At 67.7% G+C, this 20,480-nt stretch carries 18 protein-coding genes; 10 read left to right on the top strand and 8 right to left on the bottom strand.

From position 1 onward, the window contains the following. The first annotated feature begins 4 nt into the window (after positions 1-4). The gene (locus AC07OY_RS22815) at positions 5-499 is read left to right on the top strand and encodes a DUF3016 domain-containing protein (RefSeq protein WP_495044863.1); all 495 of its coding nucleotides are present in this window, start codon (positions 5-7) and stop codon (positions 497-499) included. 95 nt (positions 500-594) lie between these two features. Here AC07OY_RS22815 and rpmG read toward each other — a convergent pair whose 3' ends face one another. From rpmG to trxB, 3 genes are all read right to left on the bottom strand, one after another. Then, on the bottom strand, positions 595-765 hold the full coding sequence (gene rpmG, locus AC07OY_RS22810) for a 50S ribosomal protein L33 (protein ID WP_025564431.1): 171 nt from the start codon (positions 763-765) through the stop codon (positions 595-597). A 34-nt stretch (positions 766-799) separates the two neighbouring features. Then, entirely contained in the window at positions 800-1,033 is a 234-nt protein-coding gene (gene rpmB, locus AC07OY_RS22805; RefSeq protein WP_025564080.1) for a 50S ribosomal protein L28, read from the bottom strand. Positions 1,034-1,217: 184 nt separating this feature from the next. Then, positions 1,218-2,177 carry a thioredoxin-disulfide reductase gene (trxB, locus tag AC07OY_RS22800; RefSeq protein WP_495044862.1) on the bottom strand — a complete coding sequence of 320 codons (960 nt, stop codon included), beginning with the start codon at positions 2,175-2,177 and terminating at the stop codon, positions 1,218-1,220. A 164-nt stretch (positions 2,178-2,341) separates the two neighbouring features. Between trxB and AC07OY_RS22795 the strand changes: the two genes are divergently transcribed. From AC07OY_RS22795 to AC07OY_RS22775, 5 genes are read left to right on the top strand one after another with little or no spacing between them, the layout of a single operon-like run. Next, positions 2,342-3,010: a Crp/Fnr family transcriptional regulator gene (locus AC07OY_RS22795; protein WP_025564077.1), complete on the top strand. Its 669-nt coding sequence runs from the start codon at positions 2,342-2,344 to the stop codon at positions 3,008-3,010. 16 nt (positions 3,011-3,026) lie between these two features. Further along, positions 3,027-5,423, top strand: coding sequence for a DNA translocase FtsK (locus tag AC07OY_RS22790; protein WP_495044861.1), 2,397 nt, complete (start codon positions 3,027-3,029; stop codon positions 5,421-5,423). Then, positions 5,420-6,025, top strand: coding sequence for an outer membrane lipoprotein periplasmic chaperone LolA (lolA, locus tag AC07OY_RS22785; RefSeq protein WP_495044860.1), 606 nt, complete (start codon positions 5,420-5,422; stop codon positions 6,023-6,025). Before AC07OY_RS22790 ends, lolA begins: the two co-directional genes overlap by 4 nt. A 7-nt stretch (positions 6,026-6,032) precedes the next feature. Continuing rightward, positions 6,033-7,328 carry a replication-associated recombination protein A gene (locus tag AC07OY_RS22780; protein ID WP_495044859.1) on the top strand — a complete coding sequence of 432 codons (1,296 nt, stop codon included), beginning with the start codon at positions 6,033-6,035 and terminating at the stop codon, positions 7,326-7,328. Continuing rightward, positions 7,312-8,211, top strand: a complete 900-nt coding sequence (locus tag AC07OY_RS22775; RefSeq protein WP_495044858.1) for an amino acid ABC transporter substrate-binding protein — start codon at positions 7,312-7,314, stop codon at positions 8,209-8,211. Before AC07OY_RS22780 ends, AC07OY_RS22775 begins: the two co-directional genes overlap by 17 nt. On the opposite strand, the gene AC07OY_RS22770 is transcribed toward AC07OY_RS22775, so the two are convergent. Both AC07OY_RS22770 and AC07OY_RS22765 read right to left on the bottom strand, forming a co-directional pair. Next, the gene (locus tag AC07OY_RS22770) at positions 8,208-9,548 is read right to left on the bottom strand and encodes a sigma-54-dependent transcriptional regulator (protein WP_495044857.1); all 1,341 of its coding nucleotides are present in this window, start codon (positions 9,546-9,548) and stop codon (positions 8,208-8,210) included. The two genes, AC07OY_RS22775 and AC07OY_RS22770, sit on opposite strands and share 4 nt — an antisense overlap. Beyond that, complete coding sequence (locus AC07OY_RS22765) at positions 9,541-11,379, bottom strand: sensor histidine kinase (RefSeq protein WP_495044856.1); 1,839 nt, start codon at positions 11,377-11,379, stop codon at positions 9,541-9,543. The genes AC07OY_RS22770 and AC07OY_RS22765 overlap by 8 nt, the downstream gene beginning before the upstream one ends. Positions 11,380-11,677: 298 nt before the next feature. Here AC07OY_RS22765 and AC07OY_RS22760 point away from each other — a divergent pair, with 298 nt between their 5' ends. From AC07OY_RS22760 to AC07OY_RS22745, 4 genes are read left to right on the top strand one after another with little or no spacing between them, the layout of a single operon-like run. Continuing rightward, positions 11,678-12,601 (top strand): branched-chain amino acid ABC transporter permease, encoded by a 924-nt coding sequence (locus tag AC07OY_RS22760; protein WP_119047260.1) that lies wholly within the window; start codon positions 11,678-11,680, stop codon positions 12,599-12,601. A gap of 12 nt (positions 12,602-12,613) precedes the next feature. Beyond that, positions 12,614-13,696, top strand: coding sequence for a branched-chain amino acid ABC transporter permease (locus tag AC07OY_RS22755; RefSeq protein ID WP_495044855.1), 1,083 nt, complete (start codon positions 12,614-12,616; stop codon positions 13,694-13,696). Between the two features lie 13 nt (positions 13,697-13,709). Beyond that, a complete protein-coding gene (locus AC07OY_RS22750; protein ID WP_495044854.1) occupies positions 13,710-14,495 on the top strand; it encodes an ABC transporter ATP-binding protein in 786 nt (261 codons plus the stop codon). A gap of 16 nt (positions 14,496-14,511) precedes the next feature. Continuing rightward, positions 14,512-15,234 (top strand): ABC transporter ATP-binding protein, encoded by a 723-nt coding sequence (locus tag AC07OY_RS22745; RefSeq protein ID WP_495044853.1) that lies wholly within the window; start codon positions 14,512-14,514, stop codon positions 15,232-15,234. 142 nt (positions 15,235-15,376) lie between these two features. Here the strand turns inward: AC07OY_RS22745 and AC07OY_RS22740 are convergent, their stop codons facing one another. From AC07OY_RS22740 to AC07OY_RS22730, 3 genes are all read right to left on the bottom strand, one after another. Further along, positions 15,377-17,713: an alkaline phosphatase D family protein gene (locus AC07OY_RS22740; protein ID WP_495044852.1), complete on the bottom strand. Its 2,337-nt coding sequence runs from the start codon at positions 17,711-17,713 to the stop codon at positions 15,377-15,379. 13 nt (positions 17,714-17,726) lie between these two features. Beyond that, complete coding sequence (locus AC07OY_RS22735) at positions 17,727-19,199, bottom strand: OmpP1/FadL family transporter (protein ID WP_495044851.1); 1,473 nt, start codon at positions 19,197-19,199, stop codon at positions 17,727-17,729. 154 nt (positions 19,200-19,353) lie between these two features. Beyond that, positions 19,354-20,409 carry a Leu/Phe/Val dehydrogenase gene (locus AC07OY_RS22730; RefSeq protein ID WP_495044850.1) on the bottom strand — a complete coding sequence of 352 codons (1,056 nt, stop codon included), beginning with the start codon at positions 20,407-20,409 and terminating at the stop codon, positions 19,354-19,356. Positions 20,410-20,480: the final 71 nt, after the last annotated feature.

The following is a 20,480-nucleotide window of genomic DNA, read 5'->3' as shown; positions in this document are numbered from 1 at the left end:
TGCCATGAAAACCCGCTGGATTGCCCTGGCCGTGATGGCTCTTGCGTCTGCTGCCGCACAAGCTGACGTGCAGGTGAATTTCATCAACCCCGAGAAGTTCTCGGACACCAAGGACAACAACGGCTTTCGCCAGCCCGATGTGCTGAAGGACATCGAGGCGCATCTGGTGGCGCAGGCCGCCAAGCGCCTGCCCGGGCGTGACGTCCGCATCGATGTGTCGGACGTGGACCTTGCTGGCGAGGTCGAGCCCTTTGCTTGGCGCGGCCAGTGGTTGCGCGTGATGCGTTCGGTGACCTCTCCCTCCATCGAGCTGAGCTACGAGATCCGTGAGGCCGGCAAGGTCGTGCAGCAGGGCAAGACGCGCCTGCGCGACATGAACTACCAGGATGGCTTCAATGCCTACTACGGCAGCGATCCGCTGCGCTATGAAAAGCGCATGCTCGATCGCTGGATGCAGGCCGAGTTCAGCCCGACGGTGGCTGCCGCAACCGGCCGCTGATGATTCCAGCTGCCCAAAAGCAAAACCCGCCAGCGTTGCCGCTTGGCGGGTTTTGTTTTGGCTGAGAGAGCAGGGCGGCCAGACCGCCCGATGCATCACTTCAGCTTGATTTCCTTGTACAGGACGTGCTTGCGCGCCTTGGGGTCGAACTTCATGAATTCGAGCTTTTCGGGCGTGGTCTTCTTGTTCTTGTTCGTCGTGTAAAAGTGGCCGGTGCCCGCAGTGGACTCCAGCTTGATCTTTTCGCGGCCGCCTTTGGATGCCATGGTCGTATTCCTTTAGTGAGTCAGTGAACGACGATCAGAGTTCGCCCTTGGCGCGCAGATCGGCGACGACTTGGTCGATGCCGACCTTGTCGATCAAACGCAGAGCGGCGTTCGTGATGCGCAGGCGCACCCAGCGGTTTTCCGATTCCACCCAGAAACGGCGGTATTGCAGGTTCGGCAGGAACCGACGCTTGGTTTTGTTGTTGGCGTGGGAAACATTGTTCCCGACCATGGGCTTCTTGCCCGTGACTTGACAGACGCGTGCCATGACGCTTCTCCGGTTTGACTTCTCTGACCAGTTGCTCGGGAAGAGCAACCCTTTGACCGCAAATGCCTGCTAGTCCTCAGCCAGAACTCGGTTCGTGGCGTCGGATGCGGTCCATCCGGCAGGCAAGCCCGCGAGTATAGCGGAAAACCCCTGATCAGGCCAGGGGTTCCGCAATCGACCTGTCTTAGCCGGCTTCCTGGTCGAGGAAGCGCTGCGCGTCCAGGGCGGCCATGCAGCCCGTACCGGCGCTGGTGATGGCCTGGCGGTAGACATGGTCCTGCACGTCGCCGGCAGCGAACACGCCCGGCACGCTGGTCATGGTGGCGAAGCCGTTCAGGCCGCTCTTGGTGATGATGTAGCCGTCCTTCATCTCCAGTTGGCCCTTGAAGATGTCGGTGTTGGGCTGGTGGCCGATGGCGATGAAGCAGCCGTGCACGGGGATATCGGCCTTGGCGCCGTCCAGAGTGCTGACGGTGCGCACGCCGGTCACGCCGGAGGCATCGCCCAGCACCTCGTCGAGCTGCTGGAAGAGGTGCAGCTTGATCTTGCCGGCAGCGGCCTTCTCATGCAGCTTGTCGACCAGGATGGGCTCGGCGCGGAACTTGTCGCGGCGGTGGATCAGGTGGACGGTGCTGGCGATATTGGACAAGTACAGCGCCTCCTCCACGGCCGTGTTGCCGCCACCGACGACGCAGACTTCCTGGCCGCGGTAGAAGAAGCCGTCGCAGGTCGCGCAACCACTGACCCCGCGGCCCATGAAGGCCTGCTCGGACTCCAGGCCCAGGTATTTGGCCGAAGCGCCGGTGGCGATGATGAGGGCGTCACAGGTGTAGGTGCCGCTGTCGCCCGTCAGCGTGAAAGGGCGCTTGGAGAAGTCGACCGCATTGATGTGGTCGAAGACGATCTGGGTCTGGAAGCGCTCGGCGTGCTGCTGGAAGCGCTGCATCAGCTCGGGGCCCTGCACGCCCATCACGTCGGCCGGCCAGTTGTCGACCTCGGTCGTGGTCATGAGCTGACCCCCTTGGGCCATGCCGGTGATCAGCGTAGGCTTGAGATTAGCGCGTGCTGCATAGATGGCGGCGGTGTAGCCGGCGGGGCCGGAACCGAGGATGAGCAGGCCGTGGTGTTGGGTCGTAGCGGTCATGGCAGAAAAGATGAGGGCGGGTTGCCGGCTCGCAAGGTAGTCTTAGGGGTGAAAACCCCGGCCTAACCCGATGCGGAGGAGCCTGCCGCGTGTGCACAATGCACGCCATTTTAGGCAGGCGCATTTATTCGCGTCGGCCTGGGGCCCAAACCTGGAGACTGCATATGGCGATGATTTCCAACCTCGACCTGATCCGCCGGGTGCCGCTGTTCTCGATGCTGACGACCGATCAGGCCCAGTCCATCGCCGACAGCGTCGTCAAGCGCCGCTTCAAGCGCGGTGAACTGATCGTCGAGCAGGGCACCAAGTCCAATGCTCTGTTCATCCTGCTGAACGGCCGCGCCCGCGTGCTGACGGCCGACCACCGCGGGCGCGAGGTCATCCTGGCCGTGCTGCAGTCGGGCGACTACGTCGGCGAGATGAGCCTCATCGACAACGAGCCGCACTCGGCCACGGTGCGCGCCGAGGTCCAGACCGACATGCTGGTGCTCGGCCGCCTGGAGTTCGCGCGCTGCCTGCCCGAGAGCAGCAGCCTGTCCTACGGCATCCTGCGCGGCCTGGTGGCCCGCCTGCGCAACGCTGACCGCCAGATCGAGTCGCTGGCCCTGCTGGACGTCTATGGCCGCGTCGCCCGCACGCTGCTGGACATGGCCGAGGACGAGAAGGGCATCAAGCTCATCCGCGGCAAGGTCTCGCGCCAGGACATGGCCAAGGTCGTCGGCGCGTCGCGCGAGATGGTCAGCCGGGTCATGAAGGACCTGGAAGAGCGCGGCGTCATTGAAACGCTTGAGAACGGTTCGGTGGTCATCAAGGAACGGCTGACCCACGATTGACGGCGACAATGCGGGGATGAGTTTTCCCCTCGGTTCCCTGCTTGGCGGCCCGGACGAGTCCACAGCCGCCAGCGAGCCCGCCGCCCCCGCCAAACCCACCCGCCGCCAGCCGCCCAAGCGCGAGGCGGCCCCGCCGTCGGCCGCGTCGCGGCTGCTGCGCACGCCCCTGTGGTTGGCCCTGACGGCCTTTGCCCTCGCCCTGCTGGTGCTGGCCCTGGCCACGCACGACCTGCGTGACGCCGCCTTCAGCACCAGCGGCCAGCGCGCGCTGGTCGGCAATCGCGTCGGCGGCTTCGGCGCCTGGGTGTCGGACGGCCTGCTCTTCCTGTTCGGCTTCTCGGCCTGGTGGCTGCCGATGCTGGCCCTGCGCGGCTGGCTGCGCAGCCTGGCCGGCCTGCTGCGCCATGATGTCGCCCCCGTGCTGCGCTGGAGCCAGCGTGCCCGCTGGTGGGCCGGCGTGCTGCTGCTGGTCGGTGCGAGTTGCGCGCTGGAATGGAGCCGCCTCTACGCGCTGGAACCGCGCCTGCCCGGCCATGCCGGCGGCCTGCTGGGCTACACCCTCGGCCCCCTGGGCATGAAGGGTCTTGGCTTTGCCGGCTCGGGTGTGGTCTGGATCGTGCTGCTGCTGACCGGCATGGCCTGGGCCTTCCGCTTCTCCTGGGGCCACCTGGCCGAGCGCATCGGCGAGCGCATCGAGCAGCTGCGCGAGCAGCGCATCGAGAAGCGCGAAATCAAGGCCGACCAGAAGGCCGGCGAACTCGCCGTGAAGGAGCGCGAGCAGGAGGTCGAGGTCGAGCGCCAGGCCGAGCGCCAGTGGGAACAGGGCGGGCCCGAACACGCCCCTCTGGTCATCGAGGCGCCCGTCGTCGAGGTGCCCCAATCCACTCGCGTCGCCAAGGAGCGCCAGCAGACCCTGTTTGCCGACGTCGGCGATGCCAAGCTGCCCCAGGTCGACCTGCTGGACGCCGCACCCGGCCGCCAAGAGACGGTGACGCCCGAATCGCTGGAGATGACCAGCCGCCTCATCGAGAAGAAGCTGCGCGACTTCGGCGTGGAAGTCCACGTCGTGGCCGCCTCGCCGGGCCCCGTCATCACGCGCTACGAGATCGAGCCGGCCACCGGCGTGAAGGGCTCGCAGATCGTCGGCCTGGCCAAGGACCTGGCGCGCAGCCTGAGCCTGGTGTCCATCCGCGTCGTCGAGACGATCCCGGGCAAGAACTACATGGCCCTGGAGCTGCCCAATGCGCGGCGCCAGACCATCCGCCTGTCCGAGATCCTGGGCTCCCAGGTCTATGCCGATGCGGCCTCGCAGCTGACCATGGGTCTGGGCAAGGACATCATCGGCCTGCCGGTGGTGGCCGACCTGGCCAAGATGCCTCACTGCCTCGTGGCCGGCACCACCGGCTCGGGCAAGTCGGTGGGCATCAACGCGATGATCCTCAGCCTGCTCTACAAGGCAGAGGCCCGCGATGTGCGCCTCATCCTCATCGACCCCAAGATGCTGGAAATGAGCGTCTACGAGGGCATCCCGCACCTGCTGGCGCCCGTCGTGACGGACATGAAGCAGGCCGGCAACGCGCTGAACTGGTGTGTCGGCGAGATGGAGCGCCGCTACAAGCTCATGTCCAAGATGGGCGTGCGCAACCTGGCCGGCTACAACAAGAAGATCGACGAAGCCAAGGCCAACGGCATCAGCATCCCCAACCCCTTTGCGCTGAACAACGACGACCCCGAGCCGCTGGAGCGCCTGCCCTTCATCGTCGTCGTCATCGACGAGCTGGCCGACCTGATGATGGTGGTCGGCAAGAAGATCGAGGAGCTGATCGCCCGCCTGGCGCAGAAGGCCCGCGCGGCCGGCATCCACCTGATCCTGGCCACGCAGCGCCCGTCGGTCGACGTCATCACCGGCCTGATCAAGGCCAACATCCCGACCCGCCTGTCCTTCCAGGTCAGCTCCAAGATCGACAGCCGCACCATCCTCGACCAGATGGGCGCCGAGGCCCTGCTGGGCATGGGCGACATGCTCTACATGCCCTCGGGCACCGGCCTGCCCATCCGCGTGCACGGCGCCTTTGTCAGCGACGACGAGGTCCACCGCGTTGTGGAGTACATCAAGTCCCAGGGTGAAACCAACTACATCGAAGGCATCCTTGAAGGTGGCGTGCTCGACGGTATCGACGGCGAGGCGCCGGCGCCAGGCGAGGCCAGCGGTGAGCAAGACCCGATGTACGACCAAGCCGTGGCCATCGTCCTACAGCATCGCAAGGCGTCCATCTCGCTGGTGCAGCGCCATCTGCGCATAGGCTACAACCGTGCCGCGCGCCTGCTGGAGCAGATGGAGAACTCCGGCCTGGTCGGCGCCCTGGCCGCCAATGGCAGCCGCGAGCTGATTGTTCCCAAGCGAGACGAATGAAGCACCTTCTCATTGCCCTGACCCTGTCTGCCGCCGTGGCAGCGCATGCTGACGCCGTCGACGCGCTGCGCGCCTTCGCCAGCGAGGTGAAGAGCGGCAAGGCCAACTTCACGCAGACCGTCACCTCGCCGGACGGCAAGCGCAAGAAGGTGTCCTCGGGCAACTTCGAGTTCCAGCGCCCCAACCAGTTCCGCTTCGCCTACGCCAAGCCCTTCGAGCAGGTCATCGTCGCCGACGGCCAGAAGGTCTGGATCTTCGATGCCGACCTCAATCAGGCCAGCTCCCGCAAGCTGGCCGACGCGCTGGGCGCCACGCCCGCGGCCCTGCTGGCCGGCACCAACATCGAGCGCGATTTCACGCTGAAGGCCCAGCCTTCGGAAGGCGGCATCGACTGGGTGCAGGCGGTTCCGAAGCAGGCCGAGTCCACCATCCAGTCGCTGAAGCTCGGCTTCAAGGCCAAGGAGCTGGCGGCCATGGAAATCGTCGACGGCTTCGGTCAGCGTTCGCGCCTGGACTTCAGCGCCGTACAGGCCAATGTGCCGCTGGCGGCCGAGCGCTTCCAGTTCAAGCTGCCGGCCGGAGCCGACCTGATCGAACAGTGACCGAAAGGTGAGTACAGCGTCCCTCTTCGACGCCGAGCCGCCGGCGCAGCCGCTGGCGGAGCGCCTGCGCCCGAAGACGCTGGACGAAGTCATCGGCCAGCGCCATCTGCTCGGCCCGGGCATGCCGCTGCGTGCGGCCTTCGACGCGGGCCGGCTGCAGAGCATGATCCTGTGGGGCCCGCCGGGCGTCGGCAAGACGACGTTGGCGCGCCTGATGGCGGGTGCCTTCGACGCCCTCTTCATTCCCATCAGCGCCGTGCTGGGTGGCGTGAAGGACATCCGCGAGGCTGTCGACCGCGCCCAACTGGCCGCCCAGCAGGGCCGTCGCACGGTCCTTTTCGTCGACGAGGTGCACCGCTTCAACAAGGCCCAGCAGGACGCCTTCCTGCCGCATGTCGAGTCCGGCCTCTTCACTTTCATCGGCGCGACGACCGAGAACCCCAGCTTCGAGGTCAACTCGGCCCTGCTGTCGCGCGCCCAGGTGCAGGTGCTCAAGGGCCTGGATGCCGAAGAGCTGCAGCAGCTGATCGAGCGCGGCGCCGCCGAATTGGGCATCCCCACGCCGACCCAGGACGCCGCCAACCGCCTGATCGGCTATGCCGATGGCGATGCGCGCCGGCTGCTCAACGCGCTGGAGTCCGCGGCCTCGCTGGCCAATGGCGCCCAGATCGACGAAGCCCTGCTGGAGCGGACTCTCGGCGAGCAGCTGCGCCGCTATGACAAGGGTGGCGACCAGTTCTACGACGTCATCTCGGCCCTGCACAAGTCCGTGCGCGGCAGCAGCCCGGACGGCGCCCTCTACTGGTTCGTGCGCATGATCGACGGCGGCGTGGACGCCCGCTACATCTCGCGCCGCCTCATCCGCATGGCCAGCGAAGACATCGGCCTGGCCGACCCGCGGGCGCTGCGCATCACGCTGGACGCGGCCGACACCTACGAGCGCCTGGGCACGCCCGAAGGCGAGCTCGCGTTGGCCGAAGCTGTGGTCTACCTCGCCATCGCGCCCAAATCCAACGCCGTCTACAAGGCCTTCAATGCGGTCAAGGCCTTCATCAAGCAGGACCAGACCCGCCCTGTGCCCGAGCATCTGCGCAATGCGCCGACGCGGCTGATGAAGGACCTGGGCTATGGCAAGGCCTACCGCTATGCCCACGACGAGCCCAACGCTTACGCAGCGGGCGAGCAATACCTGCCCGACGGGCTGGAGGGGCAGCGCTGGTATGAGCCCGTGCCCCGCGGCCTGGAGCTGCGCATTGCCGACAAGTTGGCCCAGTTGCGGCGCCTGGATGATGAAGCGACTTAGCTCGGCGCTGCTCGCGCTGTGCGCGTTCGCCGCGCAGGCGGCCGACGGCCCCACGCTGACCCGGGTGCGTGACACCGGCGTCATCGTCATCGGCTACCGGCCGGCGTCCCTGCCTTTCTCCTATCTCGACGCCCAGCTGCGCCCCACCGGCTATACGGTCGAGCTCTGCGACCGCATCGTCGCTGCCGTACGCAGCAAGCTGCAGCTGCCCGACCTGGAAGTGCGCCGCGTCGAGGTCGCCTCGGCCACGCGCATGCCCCTGGTCATCAACGGCACGCTGGACCTGGAATGCGGCATCACGACGCACACGGCCGAACGGGCCCGCCAGCAGGCCTTCTCGCTGACCATCTTCATCGCCGAGACCCGGCTGATGACGCGCGCCGCCGAGCGCGTGCAGGGCCTGGCCGACCTGCGTGGCCGCCCGGTCGCGTCCACCGTCGGCACCACCAGCATCCAGCACCTGGCCAAGGTCAACGACCAGCAGGCCTTGGGCATCCGCATCCTGGGCGGCCTGGACGATCCCGAGGGCTTCCAGCTGCTGCGCAGCGGCCGCGCCTCGGCCTTCCTGATGGACGACGTGCTGCTGCGCGCCCTGCTGGCCCAGCAGGGGCCGGGCGCGGACGACTACCGCATCTCCGACCAAGCCCTGACGGTCGAGCCCTATGCCATCGGCCTGCGCAAGGGTGACCCGCAGTTCAAGGCGATGGTCGATGAGGTGCTGACCGGGCTGTACCGCAGCGGCGAGATCCACGCCATCTACCGCCGCTGGTTCGAGTCGCCGCTGCCGTCGCAGGGGCTGAACCTGAAGCTGCCGATGAGCGCGGCCTTCCGCCGCGTCATCTCGAATCCGACCGACTCGCCGGATCCCGAGCGCTATCGCTAGCGGAAGTCGTCCAGCACGATGCCGTGCCGGTTCAGCTTGTCGTAGAGGGTCTTGCGCGGCGTGCCCAGCAGCTCCATGGCGGCGGGCACCTTGCCGTGGCAGCGGCGCAGGGCCTGTTCGATCAAGGTCTTCTCGACGAGGTCCATCTGCCGCGCCAGGTTGAGCGAAGGCAGGGCCTGCAGCGCGGCCTGGGGGTCGAGGTCGTCCAGCGCCAGCACGAAGCGGTCGGCGGCGTTGCGGATCTCGCGCACATTGCCGGGCCAGTCGTGGGCCATCAGCTCGCGCAGCTTCTCGGGCGTCAGCTCGGGCGCGGCGCGCTCGTAGCGGGCGCAGGCCTGCACGACGAAGTGCTCGAACAGCAGCGGGATGTCCTCGCGGCGTTCGCGCAGCGGCGGCAGATTGAGCGTCGCGATGTTGAGGCGGTAGTAGAGGTCGTTGCGGAACTCGTTGCGCTGGGCTTGTTCGCGCAGGTCGCCCTTGCTGGCGGCGATGAAGCGCACATTGATCGGCAGCTCCTCGTTGGAGCCCAGGCGCTCGATGCGCCGCTCCTGCAGCACGCGCAGCAGCTTGATCTGCAGCGCGATCGGCATGGTCTCGATCTCGTCCAGCAGCAGGGTGCCGCCATTGGCATGCTCGATCTTGCCGATGCGGCGCTTGGCGGCGCTTGTGAAGGAACCTTGTTCGTGGCCGAACAGCTCGCTCTCGAACAGGGCCTCGGGCAGGCCGCCGCAGTTGATGGCGACGAAGTGGCGGTCGCGGCGCGCGCTCTGATCGTGCAGGCAGCGCGCCACCAGCTCCTTGCCCGTGCCGGTCTCGCCGACGATGAGCACGTCGGCCGAGGTGCTGGCCAGGTTGAGCACCTGGCGGCGCAGCTGCTGCATGGCCGGCGACTGGCCGAGCAGGGCGGCCTCGATGCCGCTGGCGCGCTGCAGCTGGGCGCGCAGCTCGTCGGCCGAATGGCGCAGCGTGCGCAGGTCCAGGGCGCGGCGGGCGACGTCCAGCAGGCGCTCGGGCGCGAAGGGCTTCTCGATGAAGTCGTAGGCGCCGGCGCGCATGGACTGCACGGCCATGGTCACGTCGCCATGCGCCGTGATGAGGATGGTGGGAATGCTGGCGTCGGTGGCCTGCACATGGGCCAGCAGCGCGCGGCCGTCCATGCCGGGCAGGCGCACGTCGGTGATGACGATGATGGGCGCGCCGGGTTGGATATGGGGCAGGGCCTCCTCGGCGCTGCGGCAGGGGGCGACCGTGAAGCCTTCCAATTCCAGCGTCTGCGTGAGGCTGACCCGCACCGGCATGTCGTCCTCGACGAACACGACCTTGTAGCCTTCAAACATCTTCAGACTCCCAGGTTTCGACCGCCAGGTCGAATTCGAAACTCATGCCGTGCTCCAGACGATGGGCACGCAGGGTGCCGCCGAATTCATGGACGATCTTGGCCGAAATCACCAGGCCCAGGCCCAGGCCTTCGCCGGCCGGCTTGGTGGTGAAGAAGGGCTCGAAGAGATGGGCCAGCTGCTCGTCGCCGACGCCCGTGCCGCTGTCCTGAACCTGCACGAGCACACGCCCGCTGCCTTCGTGTGCGGTTGCCCGCACAAGCAGCCGCCTGTCGGCCTCGTTCTGCATTGCATCGATGGCATTGCCGAAGAGATTGACCAGCACCTGCTCCAGCCGGTTGGCCTCGGCCCGCACGCGCAGGCCCGCCGGCACGTCGACTTCCATCGCGATGCCGAGAGCCCGGCTGCGGTGCTCCAGCAGCACCTGGGCGTTGCGCACGCTGTCCAGCAGCGACACGACGCCGGTCACCTGTTCGTCGGCCTTGCGCGCGAAGCTCTTCAGCTGGCGCGTGATCTGGCCCATGCGCTCGACCATCTCGTCCATCAGCTTCAGATTCGTCGCCACGGCGTCCTGGCGGCCGCTTTCCAGCAGGCGGATGGAATTGCGCGCCAGGGCGCGCAGCGCCGTCAGCGGCTGGTTGACCTCGTGGGACAGGCCGGCCGACATCTGGCCCAGCACGGCCAGCTTGCTGGCCTGCAGCAGCTCGCCCTCGGTCTGCAGGCGCTGGGCGATCTGGGTCTTCAATGCGTCATTGGTCTGGCGCAATTCGGCGGTGCGGCTGTCCACCAGTTGTTCGAGCAGGGCATGGGCCTGTTGAAGCTCGGTCTGCGCCTTGGTGAGCTGGCGCAGTGCACGCCGGCGCGATGACAGGTAGAGGACGAGCAGGCCGATGCTGGCGCCAAAGGCCGCGCCTCCCCAGGCTGCCAACTGGGCGCGCTGCTTGACCTCGGTCAGGTCGGACAGGGCGACCAGGCGCAGGCCCAGGGGCACGAGCTGGCGCTGCTGGGCCAGCATGGCGGCCTGGCCGGGCAGCTTGACCTGCAGCCCCTGGTGCACCTCCAGCGAAGCCGGCAGTTCCAGGTTGGGGCCGATGGCCTGGGGATAGCGGGCGCTTGCCTGCAGGGCCTGGCGGCGCGACGGGTCGGCATGGCCCAGCACGGCGTATTTCCAGGGCTGGACCGAGCTCATGATGACGACGTCCTGGTCGTCGGCGATGAGGATGCGTTCGTTCTGCGAGCGCAGGCCGAGGTCGATCCAGGTCGCCTCCAGCGGCGCGAGGTTGAAGCGCACGACGATGACGCCGGGGGCGGCGCTTGCCTGGCGCAGCGGATGCAGCAGATAGAAGTCGGTGCTGCCGGTGACGGCGTCGGCGGCGAAGAAGTGGGTGCGGCCCTGGGCCAGGGCTTCGGCGAGGCGGGCCGGTGGCATCAGCGCCTCGCTGGCCGACAAGACCTGGCCCGCGGCATCAGCGACAAAGATCTGGTGGGTGCCGGCACGCACATTGACGCGGGCCAGCATCTGGCTGGCAGCGCGGCGGGCCTCGGCCTTGTCGGGCGCCTTCATCAGCTCCTGCAGCGTCGGCGCGATGGCCAGCAAGCTGGGCAGAGAGGCATGGCGGCCCAGTTCGGCGGCCAGGTTGCTGGCGTACAGCTCCAGCCTCTCGGTGCTGAGCGCCGACAGCTGCTCGCGGCCACTGCGTTCACTCAAGCGGTGCGCGAGCACGAAGCCGAGCACCATCAGCAGGCCGGTCAGGAAGAGATGGAAGCCCGGCCGGCTCAGCAGGCGGATCAGGCGCAGCGCGCGCGGGCGGAAAGAGGCAGGCACAACCATGGCAAGGGGCCGTGTAGTGTGCCCATGCCGTGGACCGCGGGACAGGCCCGAAGCCAGTTTTTTCAGCGTTGGCGGAGAACCGCTCTCGGCGCGTCAGGTTTGTGCGGATTTCCGCCCAGTTTGGGTGGGCCGACACTCGTGAAATCTGACCAGGCCCGCCCCCGTGGGACGGATCGAACGGTCGGCCGTTTCATACCGTCGGTGAATACCCTTGAAACGCCGTGATTGGCACGAGGGTTGCGATTTAACGCAGGTCGCTTGGCGCATGCTGCGCCCCAACAATATTCCTGGAGCCCTCATGGAGACTCTGATTCAACAGATCATCAACGGCCTGGTGCTGGGGAGCATGTATGCCCTCGTCGCCCTGGGCTACACGATGGTCTACGGCATCATCAACCTCATCAACTTCGCCCACGGCGAGATCCTGATGGTGGGGGCCTTGGTCAGCTGGACCGTCGTCAGTGCCCTGGCCGACAGCGGCCTGCCGGGCTGGAGCCTGATGCTGATCGGCCTGGCCTGTGCGGTGGTCGTCTGCTCGGTGCTGAATTTCGCCGTCGAGAAGATCGCCTACCGGCCGCTGCGCAACGCGCCGCGCCTGGCCCCGCTGATCACCGCCATGGGCATGTCGCTGCTGCTGCAGGTGCTCGCGATGATCATCTGGAAGCCGAATCCCAAGCCCTTCCCGCTGCTGCTGCCGACGACGCCGTTCGACCTCGGCGGCCCCGTCATCACGGTCACGCAGTGCCTGATCCTGGGCCTGACGGTCTGCATCCTGGCCGGGCTGATGTACCTGGTGAACTACACCAAGCTGGGCCGCGCGATGCGCGCCACCGCCGAGAACCCGCGCGTGGCCGGCCTGATGGGCGTCAAGCCCGACTTCATCATCTCCACCACCTTCGTCATCGGCGCCGCTCTCGCGGCCGTCGCCGGCCTGATGTGGGCGGCCAACTACGGCACGGTGCAGCACACCATGGGCTTCATGCCTGGCCTGAAGGCCTTCACGGCCGCGGTGCTGGGCGGCATCGGCAACCTGGCCGGCGCCGTCGTCGGCGGCGTGCTGCTGGGCCTGATCGAAGCCATCGGCGCCGGCTACCTCGGTGACCTGACCGGCGGTGTGCTGGGCAGCCACTACGCCGACATCTTCGCCTTCGTCGCCCTCATCCTCGTGCTGACGCTGCGCCCCTCGGGCCTGCTCGGCGAGCGTGTGGCGGATCGCGCCTGACGGGAGCACAGCATGCAAACCAAGAAGATCATCACCTTCCTCATCGCCGCCGTCGGCCTGCTGGTCGTGCCGCTGTTCGCTCAGCAACTCGGCAACGGCCCGGTCCGCATCATCGACCTGGCCCTGCTCTATGTGCTGCTGGCGCTGGGGCTCAACATCGTCGTCGGCTACGCCGGCCTGCTGGACCTGGGCTATGTCGCCTTCTACGCGGTCGGCGCCTATATGTTCGCGCTGCTGGCCAGCCCGCACCTGAGCGAGAACTTCGAGGCCTTCCAGGCCGCTTTCCCGACCGGCCTGCACTCGCCGCTCTGGCTGGTCATTCCGGCCGCGGCGGCGCTGGCGGCCTTCTTCGGCGTGATGCTGGGCGCGCCGACGCTGAAGCTGCGCGGCGACTACCTCGCCATCGTCACGCTCGGCTTCGGCGAAATCATCCGCGTCTTCCTGAACAACCTCGAGTACCCGCTCAACATCACCAACGGCCCGCGCGGCATCGGCCAGATCGACTCCTTCCGCGTCTTTGGCGTGGATCTGGGCAAGTCCTGGGACGTCTTCGGCTTCACGCTGCCGTCTGTGACGCTGTACTACTACCTCTTCCTGGCGCTCGTGGTGGCCGGTGTCATCATCTGCTACCGGCTTGAGCAGTCGCGCATCGGCCGTGCCTGGATGGCCATCCGCGAGGATGAGATCGCCGCCAAGGCCATGGGCATCAACACCCGAAACCTGAAGCTGCTGGCCTTCGGCATGGGCGCCACCTTCGGCGGCGTGTCGGGCGCGATGTTCGCGAGCTTCCAGGGCTTCGTGTCGCCCGAGTCCTTCAGCCTGCAGGAGTCCGTCATGATCGTCGCCATGGTGGTGCTGGGCGGCATCGGCCACATCCCGGGCGTCATCCTCGGCGCGCTGATGCTGTCGGCCCTGCCCGAGGTGCTGCGCTATGTCGCCGGTCCGCTGCAGCAGATGACGGACGGCCGCCTGGACGCTTCCATCCTGCGCCAGCTGCTGGTGGCCCTGGCCATGATCGGCATCATGCTGGCCCGCCCGCGCGGCCTGTGGCCGTCACCGGAGCATGGCAAGGTCGCACCGCCGGCCGCGAAGTGAGGGGAGCACGCACATGACACAACACGACAACATCGTTCTCAACGTCAGCGGCGCCTCCAAGCGCTTCGGCGGTGTGCAGGCCCTGTCCGACGTCGGCATCCAGATCCAGCGCGGCCAGGTCTATGGCCTGATCGGCCCCAACGGCGCCGGCAAGACGACCTTCTTCAACGTCATCACGGGCCTGTATGTGCCGGATGGCGGCAGCTTCGCCCTCGGCGGCACGCCCTATGCGCCCCAGGCCGTGCACCAGGTGGCCAAGGCGGGCATCGCCCGCACCTTCCAGAACATCCGCCTCTTCGCCGACATGACGGCGCTGGAGAACGTGATGGTGGGCCGCCATATCCGCACCAAGTCCGGCCTCGTCGGTGCGGTCTTCCGCACACCCAAGTTCAAGGCCGAGGAAGCCGCCATCAAGGCGCGTGCTCAGGAGCTGCTGGACTATGTCGGCATCGGTCAGTTTGCGGAGTACAAGGCCCGCACGTTGAGCTATGGTGACCAGCGCCGCCTGGAGATCGCCCGTGCGCTGGCGACGGACCCCCAGCTGATCGCGCTGGACGAACCCGCCGCCGGCATGAACGCGACCGAGAAGGTCGTGCTGCGCGAGCTGATCGACCGCATCCGCAACGACGGCCGCACCATCCTGCTGATCGAGCACGACGTGAAGCTGGTGATGGGCCTGTGCGACCGCGTGACGGTGCTGGACTACGGCAAGCAGATCGCCGAAGGCACGCCGGCCGAAGTGCAGAACAACGAGAAGGTCATTGAAGCCTATCTCGGCGCCGGTCACAAAGCTCATTGAACGGGGACACAACAACATGGCAGAAGCAAAGCAAACCCTGCTCAAGGTCAGCGGCCTGAAGGTGGCCTATGGCGGCATCCAGGCCGTCAAGGGCGTCAACTTCGAGGTGCGCGAGGGCGAACTGGTGTCGCTGATCGGCGCCAACGGCGCGGGCAAGACGACGACGATGAAGGCCATCACCGGCATCCAGCCGATCGCCGCCGGCGACGTGAGCTATCTGGGCGAGTCCATCAAGGGCAAGGGCGCCTGGGACCTGGCCAAGAAGGGCCTGGTGATGGTGCCGGAGGGTCGTGGCACCTTCACGCGCATGACCATCACCGAAAACCTGCAGATGGGCGCCTACAACCGCAACGACGGCGAGATCGACTCCGACATGGACAAGGTCTTCGCGCTGTTCCCGCGGCTGAAGGAGCGCGCCAAGCAGCTGGCCGGCACCATGTCCGGCGGTGAGCAGCAGATGCTGGCCATGGGCCGCGCGCTGATGGCCCGCCCCAAGGTGCTGCTGCTGGACGAGCCCTCCATGGGCCTGTCGCCCATCATGGTGGACAAGATCTTCGAGGTCGTGAACGACATCCACCAGCAGGGCGTGACGGTGCTGCTCGTCGAGCAGAACGCCAGCCGGGCGCTGCAGCTGGCCAACCGCGGCTATGTGATGGAGTCCGGTGAAGTGACCATGGACGGCGAGGGCCAGGCCCTTTTGAACGACCCGAAAGTCCGCGCCGCCTACCTCGGCGAGTAATAGCCCACCCCCGAGGCGCTCACGCGCCTCCCCCTCAAGGGGGCGCCGCCAGTGGCCTGGCAAAGCCAGTTCCACGGCGGCCGCTGGATGAACAAACGCCCGGTTGAACCGGGCGTTTGTGTTTTCGAGCGACGGCCTGGTTTTAGAGGCTGGCCACCACGCTGACGTCGGTCACGCCGGCCGCGACGCGCACGGTCTTGACGCTGGCCACCGGGCTGGCCGGTGCCGTGCCGCCGACCTGACGTGCCATCTTCTTGAAGGTGCAGAGCATCTCCGTCTTGCTGACCGACACGACGGCATAGCCCTGGGCGTCGCTGTCGACATGCTTGATCCAGGGGTTGTTGACCGTCGGCGGCACGCCCGTCGTCGAGTTGGCGAAGGGGTTGAGTCGCTTGATCACCTCGGACGCCGGCACGAGGTTGGCCGGGATGCCCAGGGCCGCGGCCAGCGATTGCTGGATCAGGCCGTAGAGGGTCATCGCGGCCACCGACTTGCCCGCACCGGCCAGGCCCGCAATCGTGCCTGCGACGATGGTGCCCATATTGCCGTTCTGGGTCTCGTCGAAGGTGTTGATGACGGCCCTGGACAGCGTGGCCGTCGGCGCGAAGGCCGCGGCCGGCACCTTGCCGGCCATGATGGCGCCCTGCACGGCGGCCTGGATGGCGGCCGTGTTGCTCAGGTCGGTCACGCCGGCGGCGATGGCGATGGCCGCGCTCAGCATCTGGATGGCGATGGCCTCGGACTCGAACTCGCTGGTCGCGACCAGCGGCTTCAGTGCCGCGAACGCCGGCTGGGTGGCCGCGCTGTAGAAGTAGCTGAAGTTGGAGTTGCTGGACACGCCGGCCGTGACCAGGTCGACCATGGCCGGCACTGGCGTGGCGGCGTCGTAGTCGGCCATGACCACGCCGGCATAGAAGGCGTGGATGTCGCCGGTGACGGCCACCACGTTCTTCACGCCCTTGGCCAGCAGCTGGCCCATCAGGTATTTGCGCTCGGCGTTGAAACCGTCCCACTGGTCGGCGTTCAGCACGAACTTGGCTTTGAAGGCGGCCGGCGCGGTCGGGATCTTGTTGCCGTCCATGCCCATGCGCAGCAGCGAGACCTCGTTGCCCCAGACCTTCCACAGCGCCGTGGACGTCGTCATCGTCTGCGTCCACCACTGGCGCTGGGCGCCACCCAGCACGCTGACCAGGGCCAGCGGGTCGGGCAGGGCGGCGCCGGCGGCCAGCTTGGCGGCCTCGACGCCGGCCAGCGTGGCCTGCGGCACCAGATAGCGTGCGCCGATGGAGCCCACGGCCTGGCCCGTCAGCGGGCTGGGCGCAGCTTCGGGGATCAGGTGGTCGGCGCGGTAGAGGCGCTGGTCGGTCATGACCAGGTGCATCAGCTTGCCGAACTTCAGGTCGCGGTAGATGCGGATGCCGGTGATGCCCTGGCCGGGGTCCAGCGTGAAGCTGATGTCGGCCGGCATGTTCTCGAACCAGGCCTGGTTGGCGGCCAGGCGGCGCGAGGTCTGGGCGGTGTTGTCGCCGACCTGGGTGGTCGGGTTGAACGTGCCGTTGTCGTAGGTTTCGCGATCCTGCCAGCAGTCGTCGCTGAACTCGTGGTCGTCCCAGACGGCCACGAAGGCGAAGCGCTCATGCAGGTTCTGCAGGCGGCGGTCGGTGCGGTAGCGCTTGTAGAGGTAGCGGTAGTCGGCGATGGTCGTCGCGTACTTGCCGCCCGTGGGCAGGGTGGTGCCGGCGGGCAGGCTGAGGGCCGTGTGGGCGCTCTCGACGCCGCCGGCCTGGTAGTCCGCACCGACGGCCTCGTAGATGTAGTCGCCCAGGTGGACGATGAAGTCGATGTTTTCCTGCGCCAGCGTGTCCATGCCGGCCCAGTGGTTCACGCTCCAGTCCTGGCAGGAGGCGAAGGCGAAATTCAGCGTGCTGTTGTCCGCGTCGGCGGCCGGGGCCGTCTTGAAGCGGCCCACGCGCGAGCTGTTGCTGCCGGCCGTGAACTGGTAGTAGTAGACCGTGTTGGGCTGCAGGCCGCTGATGCGGTGGCGCAGCGTGTGGTCGTAGAACTCGTAGACGGGCACCTCGGCGCTGGCGTCGGCGGTGCCGGTCAGGGCCGTCGTCGTGCCCAGCAGGGCGGCATTGCCCGCGGCGCTGCTGATCTTCAGCGTCACCGTGAAGCTGCCGCCACCGCTGGCGCTGGCCACGTCATCGGCCGAGTTCGGCACGACGCGGGCCCACAGCACGGCACCGTCGGGCTTGGGGTCGCCCGAGGCGACCGACTGCGGGAACTTGAACGCACCGCTGGCGGCGGGCGTGGCCGGCAGCGGCGTGCTGCTGCCCGGGAAGGTGGCGGGCAAGGGCTCGATGGGCGCACCCGCGTCGCCACCGCCGCCGCAGCCGACGAGGCTGGACAGGGCGGTGGAGGCGGTGATCAGGGCGCCCGCTTGCGCGGCGCTGCGGCGTAGAAAACTGCGGCGATCCATGGTGTTCGCCTCCTCAGAACTTGTAGTTGAACTGGACACCGAAGATGGTGGCCTTGGTGGTGTAGTTGCCGCGTGCGGTTGCGTAGGAGCAGTTGCACGGCGTCTCGCCTTCGGCATCGTCCGTCGCGTTCATCGCGGCGTCCTTCAGCTTGACCTTGCCGAAGGAGAAGTCGACGCTGGCGTTGTCCATGACCGCGAAGTTGGCGCCCAGGGCCAGCCAGGTGCGGTGGGCGTCGGGCAGGGCCGGGCTGCGCGTGGCCGAAGGCACGGGCGACAGGTCCTTGGCATAGCCCGCGCGCAGCAGCAGCGAGGGCAGGGCCTGCCATTGCGCGCCCACGGAGACCTTGGTGCTGTCCTTCCAGTGCTCGGGCGTGATGGAGTCGGCCGTCGAGTTGTCGAAGTCGATGCGCAGCTGCTTCAGGCGCGAGTCGCGCGTGAAGGTGAAGTCGCCCATGATGGCGATGGTCGGCGTCAGCTGGTGGAAGCCGTGCAGGGACAGCGACTCGGGCGTGGTGACGGCGAGGCTGGCGCCGGAGTCGTTGTGGTCCAGGGCCGAGGTGCCGTTGTAGGGCTTGCCGGTGATGGCGGCCAGCACTTCGGGCGGCAGGTTGGCCGGCTGGGTCCAGTCGGCATCGCCCTTGAGCTTGTGGCTGACGCTGCTGCGGTAGGCCACGCCGACGCGCGTGCCGGCGACCGGCTCCCACAGGGCCGACAGGTTGAAGCCCAGGCCCCAGTCCTTGCCCTCGATGGCGACCGAGCCGTCATAGGCGGTGTTGCCGAAGACCTGGGCTGCTTGCTGCTGCAATTGCAGCGCCAGGCCCGGCGCACCGGCCGCGGCAGCCTGCTGGGCGGCGCCGAGCAGGCCCTTGGCGTAGGCCGAAGCGTAGGGTGTCGCGCGCTTCAGCTTGCCTTCCATGTACTGCAGGTTGATGCCGCCGGCGACGGACAGCTCAGGCGTGGCCTTCCAGGCGATGTTGGGGTTCAGCGAGAAGGACTTCAGCTCGACCTTTTGCAGGTTGTAGCGGCCCCCCCAGTCCGGGCGGTAATCGAGCTTGGTGCCCCACGGCACGAAGAAGCCGACGCCGTAGGCCAGGGTGTCCGAGGCCTGGTAGCTGCCGTAGAAGTGGGGCACGACGGCCGCTTTGGCGAAGGTCTGCGTGTCGCCGACGGTGCCCGTAGGGCGCGACTGCAGGCCGCTGCCGGGCAGGGAGATATAGGAGCCCTGGTCGGTGAACTTGGCCTTGGGGTCGACGTAGTCGATGACGCCGGAGAAGTTCCAGCCCTTGAGCCGGGTCAGGCCGGCGGGGTTGGCGAACAGGGTGCTGGCGTCGGCGGCCTCGGCGGCATTGGCATTGGCCGTGCCCTCGGAGGCGGCGCTCTGGGTGCCGAAGCGGTAGCCGGCGGCTTGGGCGGTCAGGGCCAGCGGCAGCAGTGCGATGGCCGCCAGCAGCGGGCGCAACGGGCCCGCAGGACGTGGGTTCTTCATGATGTGTTTGTCTCCGTAATCGTGCGTAACCGACGCGAATTGTGCGCATCGGCTGTGTCACCTGGAGGACAAACCGCCTGAGACAAACCCTGGACTGGGGAGAGCTCTCTAGGTGTTGGCTGGGCGCAACCGCCCAGCCAACTAGGGGCTGGACTCAGGCCAGGCGCACGAGCTTGGAGCGGGCCCAGTCGTCGGCCACGCGGGCCGGGGTCGAGTCGGCCGACTGCACGCGCTGCAGCAGCTCTTCCACGCGCTCGGCGATCTTGCTGACCTCGGCCATGACGGCCTTCTCCTCGCCCTCGTTGCGGTACTCGCGGGCCACGCTGATGATGCCGCCGGCATTCACCAGGTAGTCGGGCAGGTAGCAGATGCCGCGGCGCTGCAGCGCGTCGCCGTCGGTCGGCGTGGCGAGCTGGTTGTTGGCGGCGCCGGCGATGAGCTTGGCGTGGATGGTGGGGACGGTCTGCTCGTTCAGCGAGGCGCCAAGGGCGCAGGGCGCCAGCACGTCGACGTCAACGGCGAGGATGTCGGCCACGCTGACGGCGGTGGCGCCGAACTGGGCGACGGCGCGCTCGACCTTGGCGGCGTCCACGTCAGCCACGACCAGCTTGGCGCCGGCCTGGTGCAGGAACTCGGCCAGATGCCAGCCGACGGCGCCCAGGCCCTGCAGGGCGACGCGCACACCTTCCAGCGACGAGCGGCCCAGCACGAGGCGGGCGCCGGCCTGGATGGAGACGAACACGCCCCAGGCCGTCTTGGGGCTGGGGTCGCCGCCGAAGGCGCCTTCACGCGGGATGCCGCTCACATAGGGCGTCACGGCCTGCATGCCGCGCATGTCGGCAGTCGTCGTGCCGACGTCCTCGGCGGTGATGTAGGCGCCGTTCAGCGACTGCACGGCGCGGCCGAAGGCGGCGAACAGGGCGGGGCGGTCGAACTGGCCCTCGGGCTTCAGGATGACGGCCTTGCCGCCGCCGAAGGGCAGGTCGGCCAGGGCGTTCTTCAGGCTCATGCCCTGGGACAGGCGCAGCGCGTCGTTCAGCGCGGCGGCTTCGGATTCGTAGTGCCACAGGCGGCAGCCGCCAAAGGCAGGGCCACGCGCGGTGCTGTGCACGGCGAGGATGGCCTTGAGGCCGGTGGCCGGGTCGGTGGCGAGCAGCACGCGCTCGTGGGGTGCTTGCTCGGGCAGGCCGAAGAGGGAGGTCGGGGTCATGACGGTGGGCGCTTTTGGCGCGGCAGTAGATGAGAAAACGGCCCCACTTTTGGTGGAGCCGTTCGGGATTC

The organism is Roseateles sp. GW821-FHT09H10, assembly GCF_059415865.1.
Note: the sequence above shows the minus strand (reverse complement) of the source record. Positions and strands in the feature narration are given on the sequence as shown.